We start from the raw sequence: 24,047 nt of genomic DNA on the forward strand, positions 1-24,047 counted from the left end.
AAAAGCGCGTGTTTACGCGCTTTCTATTCAATCCAATAAGTGCTATTTCAAGGCTACATTAGCAAATACCGCTAACATTAAAATTGGGCAAATAAAACGGATATAGTTTGCAAGCACCCTGTAACCAAGTTTGTTTGATTCGTGTAACTGATTGCCACGCTTCCAAAGCCAGCCTACAACCACAAAATAAAATAACCCCATTAACGGCAGTTGATACTGTGTAAACACCGTAATAACGAGGCCAAATAACCAATCAAAGTTAACAATAATCACACTTGAACAGATGCCTACTATGGCGGTCACCAACCAAGTCGCTGGTTTTCTATCAAAACCATGATTTTCAACTAAAAATGAAACCGGAATTTCAGTCGATGAAATGGTTGAGGTAAGCGAGGCTATCGACATTAAAACAAAAAACACGCACGCCACGGCTAAACCAAAGGCACCTAAGGTAGCAAACAGTTGAGGTAGCACGGCGAAAATTAGCTGCCCTTCACCAATCAACTTACCCCCTTGCATAATCTCAACACCCTGCGCTTGTGCTACATAAAGTGCTGGAATAATCAGTAAGCCAGCTAAAAACGCCACACTGGTATCAAGCATTGCAACCGAAATCGACATTTTTGCTACATTGGCATCACGCTTTAAGTAAGAGCCATAGATCATCATACAGCCTACACCCAAAGATAATGAGAAAAATGCCTGCCCCATGGCAGCAATGATTAAATCAGGGTCAGTGACTTTGCTAAAGTCAGGTACAAGGTAGGCTTTAAAGCCATTGCTCGCACCTTCAAGTGTGCCAATGTAAGCAATCAGTACCAGCAATAACACTAATAACACCGGCATTAAACGGCGTGACCACACCTCGATGCCTGACTTAACGCCTTTTAAAATAATACTGGCAGTTAAAATCAGCATCAGTGGAGTAAATATAAAATTACGCAGCAGTGAGTCTGACTTTAAAAAATTTGCAATCTCTGTGAATCCTAAAAGAGTGGCGATGGGCTCGAGTGCAAACGCTAACATCCATCCTGCAACTATGCTGTAAAAGCTAAGCATTACAATGGCTCCAGCTAAGCCAATATACCCGGCAGTTGCCCCCATCCTTTTGCTGGTCGATTGACAGGCCTGTGCTAATGCTTTGACAGGGTTTGCTTGCGCACTGTGGCCAATGTATAACTCAGTAAAAAGCGCAGGCAAAGCCAGTAAAAAAATCACAATGAAATAAACCAATAAAAAGGCGCCACCACCGTGATTTGCCGCTTGTGTTGGAAACCCCCATATATTGCCTAAACCTACGGCTGCCCCTGCTGCCGCTAAGACAAACCCTAAGCGACTTTGAAAGCCATCTCTAATTTGTGCCATATTGAACTCTTATTTTTATTATCTACACCACGACTTATAAAACCAAGCAAGATATACTGCAGCAAATATTAAGGCTACGCTTGGCTAAAAGACTAATCTATCGGGTATGGAAACGATTAACAACAAAAAACCACCAATAACAGGCATCTCGCCTGAGCGCGCGCATTTTAACGCGCAAAAGCCCAAGTCACCAATCAATTTAGTTATAGCCAATAGCCAAGGCCTTAATATTGAACAAATTAACATCGCCTCCATTTTGTCTAATGATGAAATTGCAACGTTAGAAAGGCGAAAGGTTGACACTGCAAAGCGCGAGTATTTGGCTTCACGTTATTTAATCAAACAACTTGCCTGTCAGTTTTATGCATTCGAGCCATCCGAGCTCACAACGTTTTTTGATGAATCAAATGCCCGCTTGGTAATTAAGTATCAAAACAACACTTTGCCACTGTCACTTGTGATAAGTCACTCGAAAGGTTGGGTAGCAGTCTATTTAGCAATGGAATATGAGCGTATCGGTATTGATCTTGAATTTATTTCAGAAAAACGCCCATTTCTAAAGTTAGCCAAACACTTTTATCATGAAGCTGAAATTCGAGAAATTGAAACTGCAAAGCCTATGTCCGATACTTTTTTCAGAATTTGGACCTTAAAAGAGGCCCTCGCCAAAGCCACCGCACTGCCGATTGCCAAGCTATTAGCGCCTAATGTATATAAAGGTTACGAAAACAACAAGTTGGCTGCATATTGTTGCCAAATAAACGGTTTTGATTTTTCATTGGCAGCGCCAGTTTCTGTCAAACAGCCACCAACGCTTATTGAAGTTTGCCTTAACGTTGATTTAACAGGCTTCAAGCAAACGGCTGTGAATCGCTTGCACCACGTTGTCTGATTCCGTTTGTTCAACTAAGAAGCATAAATTGTGCTTACTTGCGCCATGGCAAATTAAGCGAATGTTAAAATCACTCAGCACGCCCATTAAGTTTAATTCACCATGACGTAATTGAATTTCGGAACCAATTAACGCCACCAGCGTTAAGTTATTTTCAACCGTGACATGACAAAACTCGCTGAGTTCATCAAGGCACGCTTGATCCAGTTCCGGGCGAGATGCATTCGGCGCATTATCAAGGGTTAACGCCACACTGATTTCCGATGTGGTAACCAAATCTACCGAAATATTGTATTTCGCTAAAATTGTAAACACACGGGCTAAAAAGCCGCTAGCAAGCAGCATTTCAGGGCTTTTTACCGTTAATAAAATCTGATTTTTACGCTGTGTAACGGCGCGAATGCCTGCTTGTTCTGACTTTTCTTTCTCAATCCAGGTGCCGCCTTGTTCAGGTGCTCTGCTCGAACCAACAAACACACTAATACCGCTTCGACTAGCAGGTAATATAGTTGCAGGGTGAAGTACTTTTGCACCAAAGGTTGCCATTTCTGCCGCTTCATCAAAGCTCAACTTGGCAATTGGCGCCGCTTTTACACATAAACGTGGATCTGTACTAAAAATACCCACAACATCTGTCCAAATATAAACAGCTTTCGCATCAATCGCTTCTGCAAGCAGTGCCGCACTGTAGTCTGAGCCACCGCGACCTAATGTCGTTGTTTCACCTTGGCTATTTGCACCGATAAACCCTTGGGTTACGATAATATTATCAGCGAGCAAAGGACACAGTGCCGATTCTGCTAATTCGCTAGTACGTTCAACATTGGGTTCTGCTTTGCCAAAATGCGAGTTTGTTGCAAGCACATCACGCACATCAAAACGTAACGATGTTGCGCCTAAGCTACGTAATACTTGGGTAAATAAATATGAAGATAAACGTTCGCCAAAGCTCAACAACTCATCCGTTGCTCTGGCGTCAAACTCACTAGTCAGTGCATGTGCTTTAAATGCTTCAAGGGTTGCTAAAAAGCCATCTGTGATATCCGCATCTAATGTCAGTTTTTCAGTGATGTTGTGCTGAATTGCCACCACGGCATCGATATGCGCTTGGCGTTCTGCTTCACTTAAAGTGTCGTTTGCTAAGCTCACTAAATGATTGGTGACACCTGAACTCGCACTCACCGCAACTAAACGAGTATTAGGGTTTGAAAGTACAATTTCAGCACAGCGCACCATAGCGTCATAGTCTGCAACGCTAGTACCACCAAATTTTGCTACATTGATATTTGAATTAGACACAGTCTCTCCTTTAAATCTTAATAAGGAGAACTTGGCAAGGAACGATATTGATTACATCAGGATAGTCTCTGCCAGAAGCTCTCCACCTATAACAGGTGACAGTCCCGAAGATTCAACTTCTAGAACCGAAGCAAACTGGCCACAAATCCAGATTACTCCTCGGCAGTTAACCCCCTGATAGACCGTCGTCGGGAATGTGCCCTCGAATCTACTACCTGGTTAATGCACCTCTTCTGTGTTTGCAAACTAATTACAGCGCACAAACAAAAGCCTTCTAAAAAGAAGGCTTTTGAAATTTACCGTTTAGACGTCTAGCTGTCAATCATTAATTAAGAAATAAACAGCCGACCAGATACGATGAAGAATAACCAATCGTGTAGGCAACTAACAAATACAAAAACATGCGCAAGTAGCTTACAAAGGTTAGTTCTTTAATTTTGCTCATTGCAATAATGCCAGCAGCAGAACCGATAATTAGCATCGAGCCACCCACACCTGTTGCATAGGTGAAGGTTAACCACTGACGGGTATCCATAACAATGTCAGCTTTTAAAAGTGCTGCGGTAAGCGGTACGTTATCAACGGCCGCTGACAAAATACCCATAAAGTAATTGGCATACTCAGGTGCAAGCACTTCATAAAGGTGCGTAAATTGATTCAATATGCCAATTTCTTTCATCGCGCCAACAAGCAGTAATACACCCACAAAGAACAATAAGGTGTCGTACTCAATTTCACGTACATAGTCGATGATTTTTTTGTTTACGTCTTTCTTACGCATTAAAAACTGCGCCACCAAGAACATCATCGACAACCCACATAAAAAGGTCAACAAAGGTGGGATCTTATACCAAACACTAAACATCAACGTGGCAATAATGGTCGAAACAAAAATACAGGCAATGGTGATGTCGGTTTTTTCAATACGACGTAGTTCGACTTTTTCAAAGGTAATGGTGCCTTTCATGCCCATGCTGAGCATCGCAGCTAAAATAAAAACCGACAAAGCCGCGGGGGCAACTAATAATAACAAGTTAGCAATGGTGACTTTATCAGCAAGGAAGATCATTAAAGTCGTCACATCACCCGTAATAAGCGATACCCCACCCGAGTTCACTGCAAATACAATAAGCGTGGCATATTTAATGAGCTTTTTAGCATCAAGCTTAAGTGACATCACAACCGCCAGTGATATCAATGTGGCGGTGATGTTGTCAGAAATAGACGAGAAGAAAAATGCAAATGCGCCGATTAAATACATTAAATTGCGCTCACTCATTTCACTTGGCAATACTCTATGCACCAAGCTTTGAATAAACCCTTTGGAGTTTAAATAAGCAACAAAGGTCATCGCTGCCATCAAAAACAACCACAAGGTCGCAATTTCTAAAATATTATGATCGAGTTCTTTTTGAACAGATTCTGGGCTTTGCCCATGTAGAGGAGAAATAAAGAGGATAATCCAACACAAAGTTCCAAAAAATAGCGTTGTTTTGGCTTTGTTTACATGGATAATGTCCTCAATAACAATCAGCACAAAAGCGATTGCTATCAGCGCGAGAATAACACCTGACACCATCTTGTTATTTTAACCTGCTAGAGTTGAGTTAAAAATTTGAACGAACACCCAACCTGCGGCATTTTATGGGCAGTTGAGCGGCGCGAAGTGTAGCACTGTAGATTACCTAAAACCACTCCAGTTTTAGACTAATTACACAATATTTTTAAATAAAATTTACTTTTAAGATAAATATCAAGTTAACGTGGATAATTATGATCCCACCGAAAAGAATTTTGACCACTTTAGTGGACAATTGGTCATTGATAGAAGCCTTAATTAAACGTTTCGACTTCAGTGATTTTAGCTTCCAAGATGCCCAAAGCTTGCTAAAAATATTAGACCCCAAGCTTTCATCTGAAGCCGTATTTAAACAAATAAACAAGCTAATCCAGTTAGAGATTATTATTCCACTTGCTAAATCGTCTCAACTTGAGATTAACCGAGCAATTGCCGATTTTTCGCAATTTTTATTGCAAGAAGAAAGTCTAGGCCTCGTTGGTGAAATTCATGTTTTGGTAGATGATTTAGCCCGCTTAAACCAGCGTTTATCAAACGCTGGCTTTAACGATGACGAAATGGAAATTAAACGAAATGCCCGCATTATGGATGAGCGCGTGCGTAAAATTGTTAAATTATTCCAACATAATCAAAACGCTATTTTTAACCTTGTCGAACAAGCTAAATCTAACGATTCTAATTTAACGCTGGCAAAACGCTATAAAGCAGTCATTGAAGCATTTGATGAATACATTGAGCCAATGCTCAATATGGTGGATATTGGCGGCGAGTTTAAATTGTGTTTTGAGCAAATTGAAGCCTCACTGAGTGACTTAATTTTGCACTTTACCACCCTTGGCAAATTTAAACATGAGAAACGCCAGCTAGAGCAACTACGCAGCCGTATTTTAGATATGTACCTTATTGGTCAGCAGTCTCTCACCAAAAGTGCCGATGTATTATTGCCACTGCGTGAAGAATTGCGCCGCAATACGCAACTAACCAAACAGACCTCAGAGGTACTTGCGCTTATTCGTAAACAAGGGGTGGATAAAATCCTTGGCGAATTTATGCCGTACTTTAGCTCAGAGGCGCAGCGATTGTCGCTTGGGTCTAATAACCAAATCACTGCGTATATGGCTGAGCTTGCTGAATTTGAACACGACGAGTACGAATTACCAGATATCAGCGCGGTAAATCAGTACACTGCACCTAATATTCCTGATTACAATCAAGTAAAACAACGCTTTACCCAAGCTAAACGCAGCAAAAAAGCGTCTATTATGGATTTCTTAACGACCACCTATGATGAATTAGAAACTGACGAGTTGTTATACCTTTACCAAAAGCTAGCAAGCGATAACACGCTCGCTATTTCACACGGCGAGCAAGTAACCATTCAAAATGGCAATAAACAACTTACGCTCAAGCCGTATCTCGCACGTTCAGTTTCATCGGATTAATTTTTATGTCTCAAATCGATTTATCATTGCTTTCAGAGCTTAAAGCAATCAATAAAAAACTGGTGTCTGGCTACCATATTTGCGAGCAAGACAGCCAACTCTTTCAACAACTTGACCAAGAGTTTGATGCCTATGAAGCACTTTTTGCGGCACTTGGCCAAACCCTTGTTCACGACGCTCGCGGTTTTTATTACCTGCAAGTGGATGAGGGCACCCCGAATATGGGTAAAATCTCGCGCTCATTCGCCCTTACCATTTATGTGTTGATTGAACACTACGCCAACCTCGGTAAAGATCCACTAGTTGCCCTGTTCGATAGCGATATCGACCTTGAACTGATGATGACCTTAGTGCAAAACAACAAGCACTTATTTGATCAGCTAGAGATCTTTTCGGGTAGCGATATGCGCCGCGATGTGTTTTTACGTATGGTTAGACTGGGTGTTGCCCGCGAAACTGAACTGGGTTTTCGTATTCTTGCCTCAGCACACCGCTATTTAGATGCGCTCAACGACATTAGCAATTTTCAAAGTCACATGGACGAGGAGCAAGTGTAATGACTGAATTATATGGATTAACCAAACTTGCCCTATTAAATACTGCAGGTTACGCAAAATGCGTGATCCCTCTCAACAAAAGTAGCTCTATTTGTGCACCGAATAACACAGGTAAAAGCTCGGTTATCAACGCATTACAGTTTCCACTGATTAACGATTTACGTTTAACCGAATGGGACGGACACGACCTCGACGAAACCCGTAAATTCTATTTCGCGTCTGATCAATCGTATATTCTACTAGAAGCAGAGCTCCCCCATGGCCCAGTAGTCATTGGTGTAGCTGGCCTTGGTAAAGTAGCCGGTTATGGCTATCAGTATTTTTGCTACCACGGTAAATTAGATTTAGCCGACTACACGCAAAACAAACGTATTTTAAAATACACTCAGCTATTTAAAGAGTTAGGTGAAAAAGGTTACGCCCCGTATGAGCTTAAAGCACAAGAACTAAATGCCCTTCTGACGGGTGGCGCAACACCGTTTGATAGTGTGCTTAACCTTAAAATGATCCCGCTGAATCATGCCCATGACGCACCGATTTATAAAGAGATTTTCCGCCGAATTCTTAACTTACATAAACTTGGCGCGCAAGATGTAAAACGCTTTATGTTAAAAGTGTTTGAGCGTCATATGTCAAACGCCAAGGTGGACTTTTACGATGTGTGGCAACGTGCCTTTGAAAAAGTAAATCGTGCAAAAATAGAATTAAAAGCGCTTGAACAAAACGGCGAAGCCATCACCGCGCTTGAAAGCATGTTAGAGCATCAAAGTGCACTAAAAGGCAAACTTGCGGCTTTTGCACCAAAAATTGATAAAGCCTTAATTGATTACAGCGATTTTAACGACAACAAACTAGTTGAAATCACCGAACAGCTTGAAGGCATTGAAAGTGAGAAAGTCGAGTTTGAACAGCGCCAAAGCTTGTATGTCGGACAACTTCGTGAAATAGAGCGTAAACGCACCCAACTCGATGCCTGGTTTAGTGAATTTTCAACCCTTAAAAGTGAGTTTGAGCTGGTTAACGAAGCGCAGTTAAAAGCAGAGCTTTCGCAAGTAAAAAAAGAATACGATGCGCTCTCACATACGCTTGCCAGTGCCGAGGGGCAATCACTTGTTACCCTAGATTTCCGCATTAAAGATGCTACCAAGCAAATTAAAAGCTTAAAACAGCAGCTTAAAAACCTTGAGTACAACTTGTTCACTCGCATGCGCGAAGACTTATCACTGAAAGAAGTAGAAGATATTTCGTGCCTGCTTAATCACGATATTATGACCATGGCAACGACGGGTAAAAGCGACATCACCATTCATGATGAAACGGCATTTAGTGAACTGCTTGATTTAATTTCCCGCTCAATTGAGGGTAATGTCGCAAAATTGCCGGGCATTGATATTCCATTAAAGGGTTTAAACGCACTTAAAATGCAATCGGGCGATGACAAAGAAACCATTAAAGCGCAAATTAATGCATTTGAAACATCACTGAAAGAATTACTGGCACAAAAAGAAGTTGCCGTTGATTTAGAAGGCAAAAAGCAAGAAAAAGAAACCCTTTACCAAACAGTCATGTCGCACGAAGCCGCGCTTAGCCAGTATGCTAAATACACCACTATGCTTGCCTCAATTGAAGCGCAAGAGTTATTACTGTCACAGCTTGAAAGCGAACAAGATGAGGTAGAAGGGTTACTCAGTGAAGTGCAAAACGCCGTTGCCACCATTGCCGACAGACGCTCAATTATTAAAGCTAACCGCGATATGCTGGCGCGCCAAAGTGCCCGTTTAGCACAAGTGAAATCAGAACGTATTGATCATACCCTTGATTTTTACTCAGGTAAGTCAACGCCCTACCCAATTGATATCACCATTGATTTTGATAACTTGGCCGATTTAATTCATGGCTTTAACAAAGACTGTCATGAGCTTAGAAATTTTGCGGTTAACGTATCAAACACCTACCTGCATATTTACAACGCAGGCCTGACAAAATTTGATGGCGAAACCGACGAATACCTAAAGTATCAAAAAGTGATTAATGCATATCATAATCTTGATAACGAACAACAAGCGGTAGAACGCCAAGCGCGTGTGGCATTGACTGAAGTAGCTGCCACCATTAAAGGGCTACGCGAAGATTTAGATCGTCTTCGCCGTGAAATGAACAGCTTTAATAGCGGCATTAGCCAGCACCGTATTTCAAACTTAAAGAGCTTTAAAATTGAAGTACTGCCGCGCAAACAGCTTATTGAAAGTATTGATACCATTATCGCTACCTCAAATAAGCTTGATAACGGCGACACGCTCGATTTACTTAGCCAACAAGCGTTTGATGAAAAAGAGATTAATCGCGCAAAAGATCATTTAATTGAGCTTGCCACCGGCAATGGCGGTTTAACCTTAAGTGATTTATTTGATATTCGCTTTGTCGTGGTCAACCGCGCAGGCGAGCAAGATACCTTTGATAAAATTGATTCTGCTGGTTCAAACGGTACCCGTATCACCATTAAGCTACTGTGCGGCATGTTATTTATTCGCTACTTATTAGCAGATAAAGAACAAAGCAAATACCGTATTCCTATCTACATTGATGAAGCGGCTGATATCGACCCGCAAAACCAGCAAGCGATTATTGAAACCGCCTACAGTTTTGGTTTTGTCCCGTTATTTGCTTCGGTTAAACCGCAGGTCAGCTGTGAATACATCGTCCCTATTCGCACGGTAAGTGATGGTAAACAAAACTGGGTGGATGAAAACGACTGGATTGCAGTAAGCGATACTGAAAGTGATTTAGTAGCAAGCTAATTCAGCACAGCGCAAATTAATTAAAAGCGGCACAAAATAAGTGCCGCTTTTTGCTATAAATTGTTGAGTTCTTCACAGTTCTTGCGTATTTTGGTCACAATTTTGTTGTAAAACCATTGATTATGTTTAATACACTTCTGCCTTTTATTTTTATTTCGGCATACAGTCACATTTACTTTGATAGTTTAAAAAAAGATGCGTTGTGTTACTTTTTTAAGCCATTAACCACCATTTTGATCATTTGCCTTGCGTATATGCAAACTAACACCTTTACACCAGTACACTATTGGGTATTTGGCGGGTTAGTCTTTTCATTACTTGGCGACATATTCTTAATGCTGAAAAAAGATTATTTTCTGCAAGGACTTATCGCGTTTTTTATCGCGCATGTTGCCTATGTGATTGCCTTTACCGACACCGAGGGGTTTGAGTTTAATGGTTGGCTACTGATATTTTTATTAGTGTATGCAGGCGTACTCATTGCTGTGTTAAACAAACATTTAGGCAAGTTGCGTATTCCAGTATATGCCTATGCCACGGCACTCACACTAATGGTGCTGACAAGTTACAACTTCTTCCAACTTTCTTGGCACTATATGAGCTTATACGCCTTTGTTGGCGCGCTGTTTTTTATGGTGTCGGATTCTATATTAGCGTATCGACGCTTTGTTAAAGAGTATGTGTGGAGTCAACCCGCTATCTTGGCAACCTATTACATCGCACAAAGTATGATTGCGCTTAGTTTAACCAACTAACCATTTGACAGTTAGCTGAAACACACGTTTAAAACAAGGACAGTAAAATGAATGCCGTATTTTGCTTCGATGGCACCTGCAATGAACCCAGTGATGTGGATGACGTTTTTTATAATAGTAGTATCAGTAATATATTAAAAACGCACATTTTTTGTGGCGGGGATTTAATCAATGCGAGCCATGCCTTTGAGCAGCAGAAAAGTTTTTATTATGCCGGCATAGGGACTTACGGCAACTGGTTAAGCCAAGTATTTAATTCAATGTTTGCGCCTGAATACGCCGATTTAGAGTCCATTTACAACCAAGCTTATAATGATTACCTCACCCTTACAGGTGATGATCATATTTTTATTTTTGGTTTTAGTCGCGGCGCAGCGATTGCAAGGCGTTTTGCCAGCAAGCTGACTGAGCAAGGTCGTAAAATCACTTTTTTAGGTGTATACGACACTGTTGCCTCTATTGGTATGCCCGATTTAAATGCAAATACACAGCCTGTTAGTGATGTGGTATTTGAAAACAGTAGTGTTAGCCCGCTGATACAACAAGCAGTTCATTTGGTGGCGATTGATGAACGTCGTATTGCTTTTCAACCTTTATTGATGGCGCCAGGTGCCAATGTAAAAGAAGTGTGGTTTGCAGGTGTACACTCGGATATTGGTGGTGGCTTTTGGCACGATGGCCTGGCCGATATTTGTTTAAGCTTTATGCTTAATGAAGCAAAGCGCTTTGGCTTACAAGTGCTTGAGCTTCATCAAGTTGACTATTCTAAACTTAGTGAAAACAATATTTCCATCGGCTCTGACGACATTGCCATTTTCCCGCAAATTGATGCCCCGCTTCACCAAAAAGAACGCACCGGCTTTATGTCATCGAAGACATTAAACACACGTCAAGTGCGCGTAGACTGTTTTGAAGATTGCATGCCGCTGATTCACTACAGTGTGGTTGAACGCTTTATTAGTATTGCCGATTACCGACCAATTGCACTTCGCAACAAGCCATTTCAGCTGTTATTACCCAATGGAGAACGCAGTGGCATGATTTTTGGTATAGAAGGAATGAGGGAATATTCGGTTTTATAGTTTAAAACTAGAGTAAAGCTTGCTTCCATGCGGGTATCTTGCGCCATCCATGGCGCCCTCGTTCATTCTTTTTAAACGGCCAAAAAGAACGAACCAAGAAAAAGCCGACCCAAAATCAAACTAATTCTTCAAACAAAATTTAAATGTGAACATAACGCCATGAATCGGCATCCATGCCTCAGCATGGCTCGCTCGACCGCTTCGCTCCCTGTCTCGCATTATTCATTTAAATCTTGTTTTCAGGTTTGATTAAGGGGTGAAGAAGTGAATCTAAATACCTTCTTCTAAAGGCTGTTCAGTGCCAGAAGCTGTCATTCGTAACGCCACAATATGGGGCGTATAAATGCTTGGCTAAAATTTGCGACGAAGGAGCGTAAGCCAAGCGTTTTACGTCATTTTTAATGCGTTTGTTATATGCACAATTACATATTAGGTTCGCAATATTTAAGCCTTGGTTTCGGGTTAAAATAAACTAAGAAATTATTGGAGTCATCGTCTAAATATACTCTTAATATCTGCTCTCTACCCCAAGCCTGAAATGCAATGCTCGTAACTTGTTCTTTGTAAATATGAAATACTAATTCCGCACCCTGAAAAAGCTTCACACTTACTGAGTTATTACCAAACGGTGAATGAGTAAATATTAATTTTTCACCCGTGCCATAATCCATTAGGAACGAAAACTGTCCTTCATCATGGTCATATTCACTAGAATAACCAAAGCCTCTTTCAAAAAACTCTAGTTCTTCTGGAAATTCATAGGTCAATTTTTACTCCTGACTTCAAGTGCATATAACGCTTATTATCGAGAATGCCGGATATGTAATTTTCAGACATTACCTAAAATTTGATAAGAATAATAATAAGCAATTGATTAATATTAATAAATTAAATTTTAAAGGGCGCTAACGTATTTAATTTTCGAAAAGAAAGCGAGACCTGTCTTATCGAGCCCTTAGTTGTGTCCTATTAAATACGAAATAGCTTTAAAAATCTAATTACTAATCAATACGTTGAATTTTATGGGCTAGGTAAAGCGAGAATTAATAAATCTATTTAATAGGAAGTAAAATCACATTTTTGATTGGTCAGCTATTATACCTGTGCAAATACACATGCTTTTCAGGTATTCAACGAAATCAAAAAATAACATAGGTATGTTCTTTTGAAATCATAATTGTGAACGGCTGTTCCTCGCTCTTAGCTGCCTTAGAGCGACTAATCATGTTATGGACCTGAATTATTAATTCATCCATGAAGCTTGGTTCCATCGGTCACCTCGATAATCGCTCCTGCATTATTCTAATGCCCTACGTCCATGCAGGTCACACACCTCACTTCCTCAAGCTGCGAAGCGTTGCTTCGGTCTTTCGTCACCCCTTCAATCAAACCTGAAAGCAAAATTTAAATGAATAATGCGAGACAGGGAGCGAAGCGGTCGAGCAAGCCATGCTGAGGCATGGATACCGATTCATGGCGTTTATGTTCAGATTTAAATTCTGTTTGAAGAGTTAGTTTGATTTAGAGGCGCCGAGGAATTCCAAAGGGGGGCTGGCGTTAGCCCCCTTTTGGCTGCGGTCGCCAGCGCGACAAATATACGGTAAATAGAACTCAGTTGCTGAGAGAAAATGTCATTCCTCATTTCAGCGTTCATTAAAATGATTTGAAACCAATTCACGTAGCATTCTAATTGTCCTAACAGGCAAAAGTTAATCCAATTAGTTAATACAAGAGAACACTTCGCCAGTGCGACAATCCCCCTTTCCACCACCGCAAAAGTTACAACCCTACTCGCTAACTAATACCAATAAAGATCAAGATCAAAAACCCCAACTTATCCCTTGGAAATACCCTTTCAATCTTCTAGTATAATTACCTAACCGTGCAAAAAAGTATTTCAATGAAATCATTCCCTTCGCTTTATTTCACAAACTTATTTTTGATTGGTGGAACGGGGTTACTCACTACCTACCTAGCCCTGTATTTAGGTCAAAAAAATGTTTCCACCTTTTGGATTGGTTTACTCACTTCATTTTATTATTTAGGTTTGTTACTTGGTTCTAAATTGGGTTACCACTTAATCAAATCGGTTGGTCATATTCGTACTTTTGTGGCAAGCACAGCAGCGGTAACCGCTTGCGTTGCGGCGCATGCGCTAAGTGATAATATTTACCTCTGGTTGGTGCTACGTTTAATTGTTGGCCTTAGCATGATGTGTAACTACATGGTGTTAGAGAGTTGGCTCAACGAACAAGCTGCGCCTGAGTCGCGCGGACGGGTATTTTCTATTTATATGATCATGTCTTCATTGGGCATGGTATTAGGCCAATTAGCGTTATCACAATTTCCAGAGCTTGGCTATGAGCCATTATTTTTGGTGTGTATGGCGCTGTCGCTTGGGATTATTCCTATTTCACTCACCCGAAGAATTCACCCTAAGCCCCTTAAACCTATTCAAGTGAGTTTACTTGACTACTTTAAGAAAGTGCCTCAGTCACTTACCGCAGTGCATTTTGCAGGCATTATTAATGGTAGTTTTTATGCCCTTGCCCCCACCTTCGCAAGTCTTTCAGGCTTTAGTGCAAAAGAAATCGCAGTGTTTATGTCAATCACCATTTTTGCAGGTTTAGTCGCGCAGTGGCCAATGGGTGTTATCTCCGACAAGATTCGTCGTAGTATTCTAATTCGCACCAATGCCGTTGCCATCTGTGCAGTGAGCGTCGCGCTATTTTTACTGCCGCTTGCACAACATGTTGCCTATGCCCTTACGTTTGCTTTTGGCCTATTTGCCTTTACGCTTTATCCACTTTCATCCGCACTGGCGAATTCGCGCGTAGAAGACGAAGATCGCGTTGGCGTGTCCTCTGCCTTACTGATTATGTTTGGCGCAGGGGCAGCACTTGGTTCGGCAGTGAATGCCCAAATCATGGCCTATTTTGGTCACCAAGCTTTATATGGCTCGATCGCTATTCTTACTGTCATCATGTTTGTGTCACTGAGTATTATTAACTCCAAACAAAAAGCCGAGCAGCCAGAACCCAGCGATTATGTGGTGGGCACATCTGATGTCACCGCATCACCACTAGCTGCGACCATGGATCCGCGTATTGAAGAAACCACAGCGCACGAGCAATTGCTAGTGGTTGAAGAAGAACACATTAGCTCTGAAGCGTTAGATGTTGAAGAATGTGATGAGCAAGCGTTTAGTGAACACCGAAATCCAGACTCAGAACAAACGCTAGAAGCGAATGAAGAGAAGCAAAACCAATCTTTACGCTAACGTTATTGGATAAAATAAACAAAAAAGCCCGCATAAAGCGGGCTTTTTTACATTTAGAATAGTGTTTGCTATTTCACTTTCCACATAATTTCATCGCCTGCGCGAATTGGTACAACTACGTCATCACCTAGCGGGTATGACTCTGGTACTTGCCACGTGTCTTTTTCAAGTGTCACTGTGTCAGTATTGCGCGGTAAGCCATAGAAATCTGGGCCATTAAAGCTAGCAAACGCTTCTAACTTATCAAGTGCACCAGCTTCTTCAAATGCTTCTGCATATAGCTCAAGTGCTGCGTGCGCAGTGTAAGAACCAGCACAACCACATGACGCTTCTTTTTTATCTTTAAGGTGTGGCGCTGAATCCGTACCTAAGAAGAACTTTTTGCTGCCGCTTGTTACCGCTTTAATTAACGCTTCTTGGTGAATATTGCGCTTTAAAATTGGTAAACAGTAGTAATGTGGACGAATGCCACCAGCTAGCATGTGGTTACGGTTATACAGTAAGTGGTGTGCCGTAATGGTTGCTGCAACATTGTCGCCTGATGCCGCTACAAACTCAGCTGCATCTTTCGTAGTAATGTGCTCAAGTACAATCTTTAGATTTGGGAAATCATCTACAATTTTGCACAGAATGTTTTCAATAAATACTTTTTCGCGGTCAAAAATATCAATGCTTGAATCAGTTACTTCACCGTGAATAAGTAACAACATACCCACTTCAGCCATCGCTTCAAATACCGGGTACATGCCTTCAATTGAAGTTACGCCTGAATCTGAGTTAGTTGTTGCGCCTGCTGGGTATAATTTAGCAGCCACAATTTTACCACTTGCCTTCGCTTTTTTAATTTCTTCTGGCGTGGTTTTATCTGTGAGATATAACACCATTAGCGGCTCAAAGTTGCTGTTATTGTGCGCTTGAATTCGCTCATAGTAGCTAAGGGCAGAATCAGTACAGGTTGCTGGTGGAACAAGGTTAGGCATAATAATCGCGCGACCCATGTAACGACTTACGTCACGAACGGTATCTTTTAACTGGTCGCCATCACGTAAGTGAATGTGCCAATCGTCTGGGCGAGTAATGGTTAATTTAGCAGTTGTGTCTGTCATGATCCTACCTTTTATTGACGGTGAGCGGACGAACGTCCGATTGTGGTGATCTTATTGACTTGTGATGCCGCTGTAAAGCGCTAGCATGGAGGTTTATCGATAATAATTGTATACAATATCCCTTTTTGGTAAGTTAGCCTACACATTAACAAAAATAGAGACCAAAAATGAAACTCACACGCGCTACTTCTCTGTTGTTAACAGGGTTACTTGCATCGGGTTGTGCATCAACTACCAGCGAACCAACAAACACGCTTTTACAAAACCCTATTTCTATAAACGCCCAAGCCTATTGGCAATTAGGTTTAACCAATACTGACTTTGATGCGCTCGTAACCAACTTAAATGCTGGCGCCGACATTAATGAAACCCTTTATGCCCTGCGCGGCTTTAGCTATTTTGGCAATACTAAAAATTTAACCGCTGAGCAATTAAATGAGCTAGATGCTGCACTCTTTGCTCGCATGCAAAGTATTGCTAAAGACGACTATCGCACTATCGAAAACTATGCGGTTACACTTTACCGCTATTACTACTTTGATGACTTAAAAGATAAATTAGCTAAACATTTACCTTTATTACCTAATGTAACACTTAGCAATTCAAGCCCGCTTGCAGCACAATATGCTAAGTGGGAACAACTGCGCGCTATCGGTTTTTTAGCATTTGAAGCACGCGGTGAAGACGAAATAAAACAAGCTGTACTTGCACAAACTGACTGGCAGCAAGAATTACTCGACTTACTTCAAAACGATAACAGCTGGCAGCAAGAACACGCGGCTTGGGCGCTTGGCTACCTTCATTATATTTTAGATGATGAAGCAGCTGAAAAAGCACTTGATGAAAAAGTGTTGGCAGCACTTGAGCAAAACCCAATAACAAATAAAGAGTTTATCTTTTCACAGCGTTATTTAGTTAATAGCTTCCGTGGTAAATCAGCTTGTGATGATGAATTTAAAGGCCGCTGCAGCGAAATAACACTTGATGATGCCCTGCCAATTAATCACAAGTGTTCAGATTCGCTGTTTATTCGCGCACAAACTTTAACTACCGAGCAGCTTAATATCAGTTGTGAGCGTTTAATTTCGCAAGAATCACATTTCCATGAGGTTTACGCCACTAACCGCCAGCCAGTACCTAACGATTTTAATGAGGCGCTCCGTGTTGTTATTTTTGATAACTACACAGGCTACAACCAACACGGCCAAATGATTTTTGATATCAGCACCGATAATGGCGGTATGTACATTGAAGGCAAACCAAGCAAACCAGGTAACCAAGCTACTTTTTATTCTTTTAAAGCATTTTGGAAAGAAGACTTTTCAGTTTGGAACTTAAACCACGAATACGTGCATTATTTAGATGGGCGTTTTAATAAATACGATGGTTTTGGGCACTTCCCTAGTCACTTAGTATGGTGGAGCGAAGGAGGTGCTGAATTAATTGCACAAGGTAACAGCAATGACCGCGTAAATAAATTACTGCATGAAACAGAGCAAGCGAAATGGCCGACTTTGCGTGAAGTCTTTGATACGACTTATCAGGATGGCTCGAAGCGTGTTTATCAATGGTCTTATTTAGCACATCGTTACTTGTCTGAAAATGCTTTAGATGACTACCGTCAGTTAGCGCACTTTTTACGTACCGACTACTTTGAAGGTTACAGTGAGTTACTTGATAGTCTGGTAGCTAAACATAGCGATAAGTTTGCAAACTATTTAGTAACCTATAAACAAGCTAACCCATACCAAGAAGCTGCTGTTAAAGCAAAACCAAACAAATTGTATCGCTATTTATATCGTGATTACTTAATGCCAGAGGCGCTTAAAATTAACGCTCAGCATAATCATATTTTATAGCCTTAAAACAAACTTTTATTGAGCAAAAGTGCTTGCTGAGTTACATTTATGTTAACTTAAAAATACAAATGGCTAGCAAGCGCTTTTATGCAGTATTCATCAGGTGAAAACGTAGACGCAATGACCAACCGAGCGAATCAGCTCAGCATTATTAATGAGTTTGCTTCATCACTCATTAAAATTGTTGAACTCGATGAGCTCTATGACTACGTTACGCATCAAGTTGTTAAACGCTTAGGTTTTGATGAATGCTCTATTTTTATTGCTGATTTAGAAACCCAAACACTCAACCAGGTGTCATCCATTTACAAAGATGACCAAACAGAAAGCGAGCAAATAACGTTAGACATTAACGAAGGCATTTGCGGTCACGTTTTTGATACTGGTTGTGCAGAAATTATAAGTGACGTAACGCAAGACCCCCGCTATTTGCAAGTAAGTGGCAATGTGCACTCAGAAATTTGTGTGCCACTTGTCTATGACGGCCAAGTACTTGGCGTAATTGATTGTGAGCATCCAGAAAAAGATTATTACACCAAAGATCACCTCAATATTTTAACCACTGTGGCATCTCTACTCAGTGCCAAGATTGATCAATGTAAAACAGTAACCAATTTAACCGATACAATTAATCAGCTTAATTACGCCCAGCGATTAGAAAAAGGCATGTTGCAAATCGCCAATTTAAGCTCTGATTCACAAACTATGGACAATTTTTATAAAGGCTTACACGATATTGTGAATACGCTGTTGCCTGCTGAAAACTTGTTTATTGGTTACTACAACAAACAGACTCGCGGTTTAGAAATTCCCTATATTATTGAACATGGTGTTGAGCGAATTACGCTTAAGCGCTTTAGCAATGCGCAAATTCAAAAGACGGCTTCTGTTTACACTATCAATTTAAAAGAAGCGCTATTACTTTCTGGCAAAGACTACCAAGCCCATATTGATAATGATGATTTTCACTTAATAGGTGCTCTACCAAATTCATGGTTAGGTGTGCCATTTGATTTAAATAACGAGCTTTCCGGCATTATCGTCGTACAAAGTTATAACCAAAGTGTATGTTATAGCGATCATGATAAAGATTTACTAACTTATATCAGCCAACAAATACGCTTGGTACTTAACCGCGTTTTTGCAGAGCAAGCGTTACAACATAAAGTGATGCACGATGAGCTCACAGGCATCGCAAACCGTGCACTCTTAATAGATCGCCTCACTTTAGCCATCAATTCATTAGGCCGCAACGATAACCCTAAGATCCATGCTCTGCTCTATTTAGATTTTGATCGCTTTAAAATGATCAACGATACCTTAGGGCATCAAGTAGGCGATAAGTTCTTAGTTAAAATTTGCCAAATTATTAATGAATGTATTCGTGAAACCGATACCTTTGCCCGTTTAGGCGGTGATGAATTTGCAATTTTACTTTGTGATATTTTTGGCGCGGAAGATGTCACACCGGTCATAGAGCGTATCAAACTTGCCTTAAAAGAACCCATTTTAATTGATGAGCATTTATTGCAAGCCTCTACCAGTATCGGTGTAGCCTTTGCGAATAAAGATACTGACCAAGCGTATAAAATTTTACAGCGCGCCGATGCCGCCATGTATCAAGCTAAGTCGCTTGGCCGCGGCAAAGTGCAGTTTTTTAATGACACCATGCGACAAAAACTAAAAGGCGCAGCGCTTTTAGAGAGTGATATTCAAAATGGCATGTTAAAACAAGAATTTGCGTTGTTTTATCAACCTATTTTTGCCATCCAGTCAGGTGAAATAATTGGGTTTGAAGCACTTGTTCGCTGGCACCACCCAGAAAGAGGTTTTGTCTCACCTGCTGACTTTATCCCCCTTGCAGAAGAAACTGGGCAAATACTCGCTCTGGACTTACATATTTTAGAACTCGCTGCCAAACAATTAGGTTTGTGGCAAGAAGCGCTGCCTGAAAACTTTAAAGTAACCGTAAACGTTTCATCTAAGCACTTCTCTACCTTAGAATTTGCTGATTTTATCCAACGCTTATACTACGAATATAACTTGCCACTCGGCAGTTTATGCATCGAAATCACTGAATCAGGCCTCATTGAAAACTTATCTCTGGCAACAGAGATAATCGAGCAGTTGAAAACATGTGGCGTTAAATTGTGTTTAGATGATTTTGGTACAGGATACTCAGCACTGGGTTATTTACACCAGCTACCCATCCATATTTTAAAAATTGATAAAAGTTTTATCGATAATCTAAAGTGTGGTGAAAGCCATCCGTTAGTCGATGCAATTTTGACACTGGCAAGCTCGTTAGATTTTGATGTGGTAGCAGAAGGTATTGAAACTCAAGAGCAGCTTGAGGTGCTAAAACAAACAAAATGCCAATACGGGCAAGGTTTTTTAGTGGCGAAACCAATGCCCGCAAAACAAGCCTATACTTTTTTAACCACAGGAAAACTAAGCTAGTTTTCCTGTGACACGCATTAAAGGGAGTAATTGCGCTTGCCCGCTATCGATAGACTAATTGAAGTCAATGCAATAGCTATTATCTCGTTTAAATTCTCTATACACAACTGAAGCTTACTGAGTGCAATGCAATGCTGTTTTCATATGTTAAGGCTATTCGTTGGCTTTTAAATAGCTAGTTACTCCTTTAGTGACTTTTAACTTTATTTCACCCCCATAAAATGCCAATTTTCTAACAAAGCTCTGCATTAATTCACTTCCAATCTCAATACATAAAGCCACTCAAAACTGAGCGGTTATTTTAATCTCTCGCTATTCGTTTTTGAGATTAATAGATGGACAACCTCTTTATTAAAATTTCTTTCAATTAAATCGCCCAGCCATAGACTTAACTTGAATAAAATTAATATTAAACCATCACTGAAACTAGACGCATATTTCTTAAAATAAAATGACAACGCTATCATAACTATTAAAAATATATAAAATAGCATTTTATTATCATTGTGACGTTAATTTGAGCCGTTCAGCATTGAAACATGAAAAATAAACAGCTAGTATCGGAGCTCTCTCATGATCGTTCAAGTTTAATATGAGTATTCTTAAAGATGATAGATGTAAAACACCTTAAAACCATCGCAACACTAAAAGAAACCGGTTCATTAGTTAATACAGCCCGTGAATTATTTCTGACGCAATCCGCTTTATCACACCAAATCAAAGACTTAGAGAATAAACTTGATTGTCAGTTATTTGAGCGTAAAACCCACCCCGTACGTTTTACACCTCAAGGCATGTTACTATTAGAACTTGCTCATGATGTCTTGCCTAAGGTCGAAGCGACTAAATGTCGTTTGAAGGAAAGTTTAAATCAGCCTATTTCGCAGTTACGATTAAGTGTTGAGTGTCATGCGTGTTTTCATTGGTTATTACCAACTATCAAAGAATTCAACAATTTTTGGCCAGATATTAAAGTCGATTATGAGCGTGGCTTTAGCTACGACGCGATTCCTGAGCTATTAAATGATGAGTTGGATTTAGTGTTAACATCAGATATTCGCGAAACAGAACGTCTTGAATATGCTCATTTATTTGATTTTAAATTAAAGCTGATTGTGAGCCCGGATCATCCGCTTGCAAAAAAAGCATATGTAACAGCGCTCGACTTAAAAGACGAGACGATAATCTCATACCCTATCCCGCGTGAGCGCCAAGACATATTTAAACACTTTATCCAAAACGCCCGTTTTGACGGTACTTTAAAGACTGTTGATCAAGGTTTGTTGATTTTCCAACTAGTTAGTGCAGGCATGGGCGTTGCTGCATTGCCAGATTGGCTAGTAACACCTTATGAAAGCCAAGGATTGATTAAATCAATTCCATTAGGCGCACTTGGTTTATCAAGACCTATGTACTTAGCCATGAAGAAAACCATGAGCGAGAATCCAGTTTATCGTCATTTCTTAAATACCTGTAAACAAAAAAAGGGTTAGCCACGTGCTAACCCTTTTCTTTTTTATACCGTTATTTATTGTTCAATTTCTTCATTGACCTGCTCTTCACCTCCTAACAGTACCGCAAGCCATTTACCTTCTTCGCTATTTTCTAAGGCTATTTTCACAACCATGGTTAATGGCACAGACAATAACATGCCAACCGTACCTAGCAACCAACCCCAAAACAATAACGACAAGAACACCACAAGGGGCGACAAACCTAAGCCTTTGCCCATAAAACGCGGTTCTATCATATTGCCCATAACAGTATTAATTGCCATATATCCTGCAGCAATAACGCCTGCAACACCTACCCCTTGAAGTACAACAGCAAGTAATACCGCGGGAATTGCAGCGATGATTGATCCTATATTCGGAATATAATTTAAGAAGAACGCAAGCACTCCCCAAAGTATAAAGTAATCAATATTAAATGCCCAAAGCATCAAGGTTACTAGCAAGCCAGTCGCCAGGCTGACTAAGGTTTTTATTGCGAGATAGGAATTAACCGAGTCTAAAAATAAATCGATTTGTTTTTGCTTCATCTCTGGATCGTCTAACGCTAAGTGTACTTTTTTGCCAATATATGGGGCTTCAAGTAACATAAAAACCACCGTTAGAATAATCAGAAATAAATCTGCCATGATACCGCCTACACCTGCAAGGGTATTGGCCGCTACATCAATTAGTTTACCGGGATCTAAGAACGACATAATGCGTTCTTTGTCAATCAATATATTGTATTTTGCTAAGGTAGATAATAAACCGGAAAACTCATTTTGCAGTTGTGCTTTGTAAACCGGCACATTTTGCGAAAAGCCATTTACTGACTGACCTACAAGCCCTGCCAAACTTACTACAACCAATAGTATTAGTAGGATAACAATGGTGATTGCTAACCCTTTCGGTACGCGATAGCGCCCTAATAATTCAATCAGTGGGCTACAAATTATGGCGATAAAAACAGACAGAAGAAAAGGTACGACGATTGCGCTTGCTAACTTTAACCCTGCAAGTACGACAATCAGCGCTGCAAACACTAACAAGCTTTTACTGGCGCCGGTTAAATTTTGCTGAACCATGGCTATCCTTAGTTCGTATTATGACATTGTTCTAATTAAGGCTATGCTACAGTATAAGCGTGGCAAATAGGAAGCTATTTGATTTATCTATGAATATTTTAATAACTGGGGCCACAGGCCTGATTGGTTCACACCTGTGTAAGCACCTTGCAAACCATCACAAATTGGTGGTACTAACGCGTCGTAAAGAAAAAGCCTTTACTACTTTAGGCCATCATATTGATGCCCATGAATCACTTGATGATATTGATTTTAATAATATCGACTGCGTGATTAATCTCGCAGGTGAGCCAATTGCAGACAAACGCTGGACAGCCTCTCAAAAAAACAAAATAGAAGCGAGTCGCTGGCACATTACAGAACAAATTGCTGAAAAAATTAATGCTGCAACCACACCTCCGCACACTTTTATTTCTGGCAGTGCGATTGGTTTTTATGGCAGACAAAACGAGCCCGTTACCGAACACGATAATCAGCCATTTGATGAATATAGCCACCAGTTATGTAAAAAATGGGAGCAACTAGCTTTAAACACTGCTTCGGACAAAACCCGTGTTTGTATTCTAAGAACTGGTATTGTACTTGCGAAAAAAGGGGGAGCACTGGGTAAAATGGTACCGCCCTTTCAATTTTATCTTGGTGGCCCAATTGCAGACGGCAAGCAATATATGTCGTGGATCCATATTAACGACATGGTGAACATTATTTTGTTTTTAATCGAAAACCAATCAATGCAAGGGGTGTTTAATGCGACAGCACCAAATCCTGTAACAAATAATGAATTTAGCAAAAGCCTAGGTAATGCGCTCAATCGACCGAGTTTATTGAGAATGCCTGAATTTGTATTACGCTTGCTATTTGGCGAAATGGCTGATTTGCTGGTATTTGGCCAAGCGGTCTTACCTAAGGCAATGAATGACGCAGGTTTTAAATTTCAATATCCTGAACTAAAACCCGCATTAGAAAATGTATTAAGTGGGCGATAACGCCCACTT

17 protein-coding genes and 1 riboswitch are annotated in these 24,047 nt (G+C 40.5%); of the genes, 11 read left to right on the forward strand and 6 right to left on the reverse strand.

Annotation, left to right across the window (positions count from 1 at the left end; translation table 11 throughout):
- Window positions 1-42 precede the first annotated feature (42 nt).
- Window positions 43-1,365, reverse strand: a complete 1,323-nt coding sequence (locus tag OM33_RS11805) for a sodium-dependent transporter (RefSeq protein WP_038641957.1) — start codon at window positions 1,363-1,365, stop codon at window positions 43-45.
- Between the two features lie 106 nt (window positions 1,366-1,471).
- On the opposite strand from OM33_RS11805, the gene OM33_RS11810 reads away from it, so the two are divergent.
- Window positions 1,472-2,257 (forward strand): 4'-phosphopantetheinyl transferase family protein, encoded by a 786-nt coding sequence (locus tag OM33_RS11810; protein ID WP_052140992.1) that lies wholly within the window; start codon window positions 1,472-1,474, stop codon window positions 2,255-2,257.
- Here the strand turns inward: OM33_RS11810 and lysC are convergent.
- Window positions 2,207-3,493: a lysine-sensitive aspartokinase 3 gene (gene lysC, locus OM33_RS11815; protein ID WP_234402738.1), complete on the reverse strand. Its 1,287-nt coding sequence runs from the start codon at window positions 3,491-3,493 to the stop codon at window positions 2,207-2,209. The two genes, OM33_RS11810 and lysC, sit on opposite strands and share 51 nt — an antisense overlap.
- Before the next feature lie 130 nt (window positions 3,494-3,623).
- A riboswitch (Lysine riboswitch) is annotated at window positions 3,624-3,797 on the reverse strand.
- 84 nt (window positions 3,798-3,881) lie between these two features.
- Window positions 3,882-5,135, reverse strand: a complete 1,254-nt coding sequence (nhaD, locus tag OM33_RS11820) for a sodium:proton antiporter NhaD (RefSeq protein ID WP_038641961.1) — start codon at window positions 5,133-5,135, stop codon at window positions 3,882-3,884.
- Window positions 5,136-5,329: 194 nt separating this feature from the next.
- Here nhaD and OM33_RS11825 point away from each other — a divergent pair, with 194 nt between their 5' ends.
- From OM33_RS11825 to OM33_RS11845, 5 genes are all read left to right on the forward strand, one after another.
- Window positions 5,330-6,577 carry a BTB/POZ domain-containing protein gene (locus OM33_RS11825; protein WP_038641963.1) on the forward strand — a complete coding sequence of 416 codons (1,248 nt, stop codon included), beginning with the start codon at window positions 5,330-5,332 and terminating at the stop codon, window positions 6,575-6,577.
- A gap of 5 nt (window positions 6,578-6,582) precedes the next feature.
- Window positions 6,583-7,134 carry a condensin complex protein MksE gene (locus OM33_RS11830; protein WP_038641964.1) on the forward strand — a complete coding sequence of 184 codons (552 nt, stop codon included), beginning with the start codon at window positions 6,583-6,585 and terminating at the stop codon, window positions 7,132-7,134.
- Window positions 7,134-9,932, forward strand: a complete 2,799-nt coding sequence (locus tag OM33_RS11835) for an AAA family ATPase (RefSeq protein WP_038641967.1) — start codon at window positions 7,134-7,136, stop codon at window positions 9,930-9,932. The genes OM33_RS11830 and OM33_RS11835 overlap by 1 nt, the downstream gene beginning before the upstream one ends.
- Window positions 9,933-10,054: 122 nt before the next feature.
- Window positions 10,055-10,687 carry a lysoplasmalogenase gene (locus OM33_RS11840; protein ID WP_052140993.1) on the forward strand — a complete coding sequence of 211 codons (633 nt, stop codon included), beginning with the start codon at window positions 10,055-10,057 and terminating at the stop codon, window positions 10,685-10,687.
- 47 nt (window positions 10,688-10,734) lie between these two features.
- Complete coding sequence (locus OM33_RS11845) at window positions 10,735-11,769, forward strand: phospholipase effector Tle1 domain-containing protein (RefSeq protein WP_052140994.1); 1,035 nt, start codon at window positions 10,735-10,737, stop codon at window positions 11,767-11,769.
- A gap of 422 nt (window positions 11,770-12,191) precedes the next feature.
- On the opposite strand, the gene OM33_RS11850 is transcribed toward OM33_RS11845, so the two are convergent.
- Window positions 12,192-12,536: a hypothetical protein gene (locus OM33_RS11850; protein ID WP_038641968.1), complete on the reverse strand. Its 345-nt coding sequence runs from the start codon at window positions 12,534-12,536 to the stop codon at window positions 12,192-12,194.
- A gap of 1,133 nt (window positions 12,537-13,669) precedes the next feature.
- On the opposite strand from OM33_RS11850, the gene OM33_RS11855 reads away from it, so the two are divergent.
- Window positions 13,670-15,049: an MFS transporter gene (locus OM33_RS11855; RefSeq protein ID WP_038641970.1), complete on the forward strand. Its 1,380-nt coding sequence runs from the start codon at window positions 13,670-13,672 to the stop codon at window positions 15,047-15,049.
- Between the two features lie 68 nt (window positions 15,050-15,117).
- Here the strand turns inward: OM33_RS11855 and pyrC are convergent, their stop codons facing one another.
- Window positions 15,118-16,155, reverse strand: coding sequence for a dihydroorotase (pyrC, locus tag OM33_RS11860; RefSeq protein ID WP_038641972.1), 1,038 nt, complete (start codon window positions 16,153-16,155; stop codon window positions 15,118-15,120).
- 167 nt (window positions 16,156-16,322) lie between these two features.
- Between pyrC and OM33_RS11865 the strand changes: the two genes are divergently transcribed.
- The 3 genes from OM33_RS11865 to OM33_RS11875 all read left to right on the forward strand — a co-directional run bounded on the left by OM33_RS11865 (window position 16,323) and on the right by OM33_RS11875 (window position 21,967).
- Entirely contained in the window at window positions 16,323-18,014 is a 1,692-nt protein-coding gene (locus OM33_RS11865; protein WP_038641974.1) for a collagenase, read from the forward strand.
- Window positions 18,015-18,101: 87 nt separating this feature from the next.
- On the forward strand, window positions 18,102-20,474 hold the full coding sequence (locus OM33_RS11870; protein ID WP_038641976.1) for a GGDEF domain-containing protein: 2,373 nt from the start codon (window positions 18,102-18,104) through the stop codon (window positions 20,472-20,474).
- 608 nt (window positions 20,475-21,082) lie between these two features.
- Window positions 21,083-21,967 (forward strand): LysR family transcriptional regulator, encoded by an 885-nt coding sequence (locus OM33_RS11875; RefSeq protein ID WP_038641978.1) that lies wholly within the window; start codon window positions 21,083-21,085, stop codon window positions 21,965-21,967.
- Between the two features lie 35 nt (window positions 21,968-22,002).
- Here OM33_RS11875 and OM33_RS11880 read toward each other — a convergent pair whose 3' ends face one another.
- Complete coding sequence (locus OM33_RS11880) at window positions 22,003-23,052, reverse strand: AI-2E family transporter (protein ID WP_038641980.1); 1,050 nt, start codon at window positions 23,050-23,052, stop codon at window positions 22,003-22,005.
- An 89-nt stretch (window positions 23,053-23,141) separates the two neighbouring features.
- Here OM33_RS11880 and OM33_RS11885 point away from each other — a divergent pair, with 89 nt between their 5' ends.
- Window positions 23,142-24,038: a TIGR01777 family oxidoreductase gene (locus OM33_RS11885; RefSeq protein ID WP_038641983.1), complete on the forward strand. Its 897-nt coding sequence runs from the start codon at window positions 23,142-23,144 to the stop codon at window positions 24,036-24,038.
- The last annotated feature ends 9 nt before the right edge of the window (window positions 24,039-24,047 follow it).

It is taken from the genome of Pseudoalteromonas piratica (assembly GCF_000788395.1).
Taxonomy (GTDB): Bacteria; Pseudomonadota; Gammaproteobacteria; order Enterobacterales; family Alteromonadaceae; genus Pseudoalteromonas; species Pseudoalteromonas piratica.

Coding starts and splice junctions, on each gene's coding strand:
- OM33_RS11855 (WP_038641970.1), top strand. CDS start 13,670: ATGAAATCATTCCCTTCGCTTTATTTCACAAACTTATTTTTGATTGGT.
- OM33_RS11885 (WP_038641983.1), top strand. CDS start 23,142: ATGAATATTTTAATAACTGGGGCCACAGGCCTGATTGGTTCACACCTG.
- nhaD (WP_038641961.1), bottom strand. CDS start 5,135: ATGGTGTCAGGTGTTATTCTCGCGCTGATAGCAATCGCTTTTGTGCTG.
- pyrC (WP_038641972.1), bottom strand. CDS start 16,155: ATGACAGACACAACTGCTAAATTAACCATTACTCGCCCAGACGATTGG.
- OM33_RS11825 (WP_038641963.1), top strand. CDS start 5,330: ATGATCCCACCGAAAAGAATTTTGACCACTTTAGTGGACAATTGGTCA.
- OM33_RS11810 (WP_052140992.1), top strand. CDS start 1,472: ATGGAAACGATTAACAACAAAAAACCACCAATAACAGGCATCTCGCCT.
- OM33_RS11840 (WP_052140993.1), top strand. CDS start 10,055: ATGTTTAATACACTTCTGCCTTTTATTTTTATTTCGGCATACAGTCAC.
- OM33_RS11870 (WP_038641976.1), top strand. CDS start 18,102: ATGCAGTATTCATCAGGTGAAAACGTAGACGCAATGACCAACCGAGCG.
- OM33_RS11845 (WP_052140994.1), top strand. CDS start 10,735: ATGAATGCCGTATTTTGCTTCGATGGCACCTGCAATGAACCCAGTGAT.
- OM33_RS11805 (WP_038641957.1), bottom strand. CDS start 1,365: ATGGCACAAATTAGAGATGGCTTTCAAAGTCGCTTAGGGTTTGTCTTA.
- lysC (WP_234402738.1), bottom strand. CDS start 3,493: ATGGTGCGCTGTGCTGAAATTGTACTTTCAAACCCTAATACTCGTTTA.
- OM33_RS11865 (WP_038641974.1), top strand. CDS start 16,323: ATGAAACTCACACGCGCTACTTCTCTGTTGTTAACAGGGTTACTTGCA.
- OM33_RS11880 (WP_038641980.1), bottom strand. CDS start 23,052: ATGGTTCAGCAAAATTTAACCGGCGCCAGTAAAAGCTTGTTAGTGTTT.
- OM33_RS11835 (WP_038641967.1), top strand. CDS start 7,134: ATGACTGAATTATATGGATTAACCAAACTTGCCCTATTAAATACTGCA.
- OM33_RS11875 (WP_038641978.1), top strand. CDS start 21,083: ATGATAGATGTAAAACACCTTAAAACCATCGCAACACTAAAAGAAACC.
- OM33_RS11830 (WP_038641964.1), top strand. CDS start 6,583: ATGTCTCAAATCGATTTATCATTGCTTTCAGAGCTTAAAGCAATCAAT.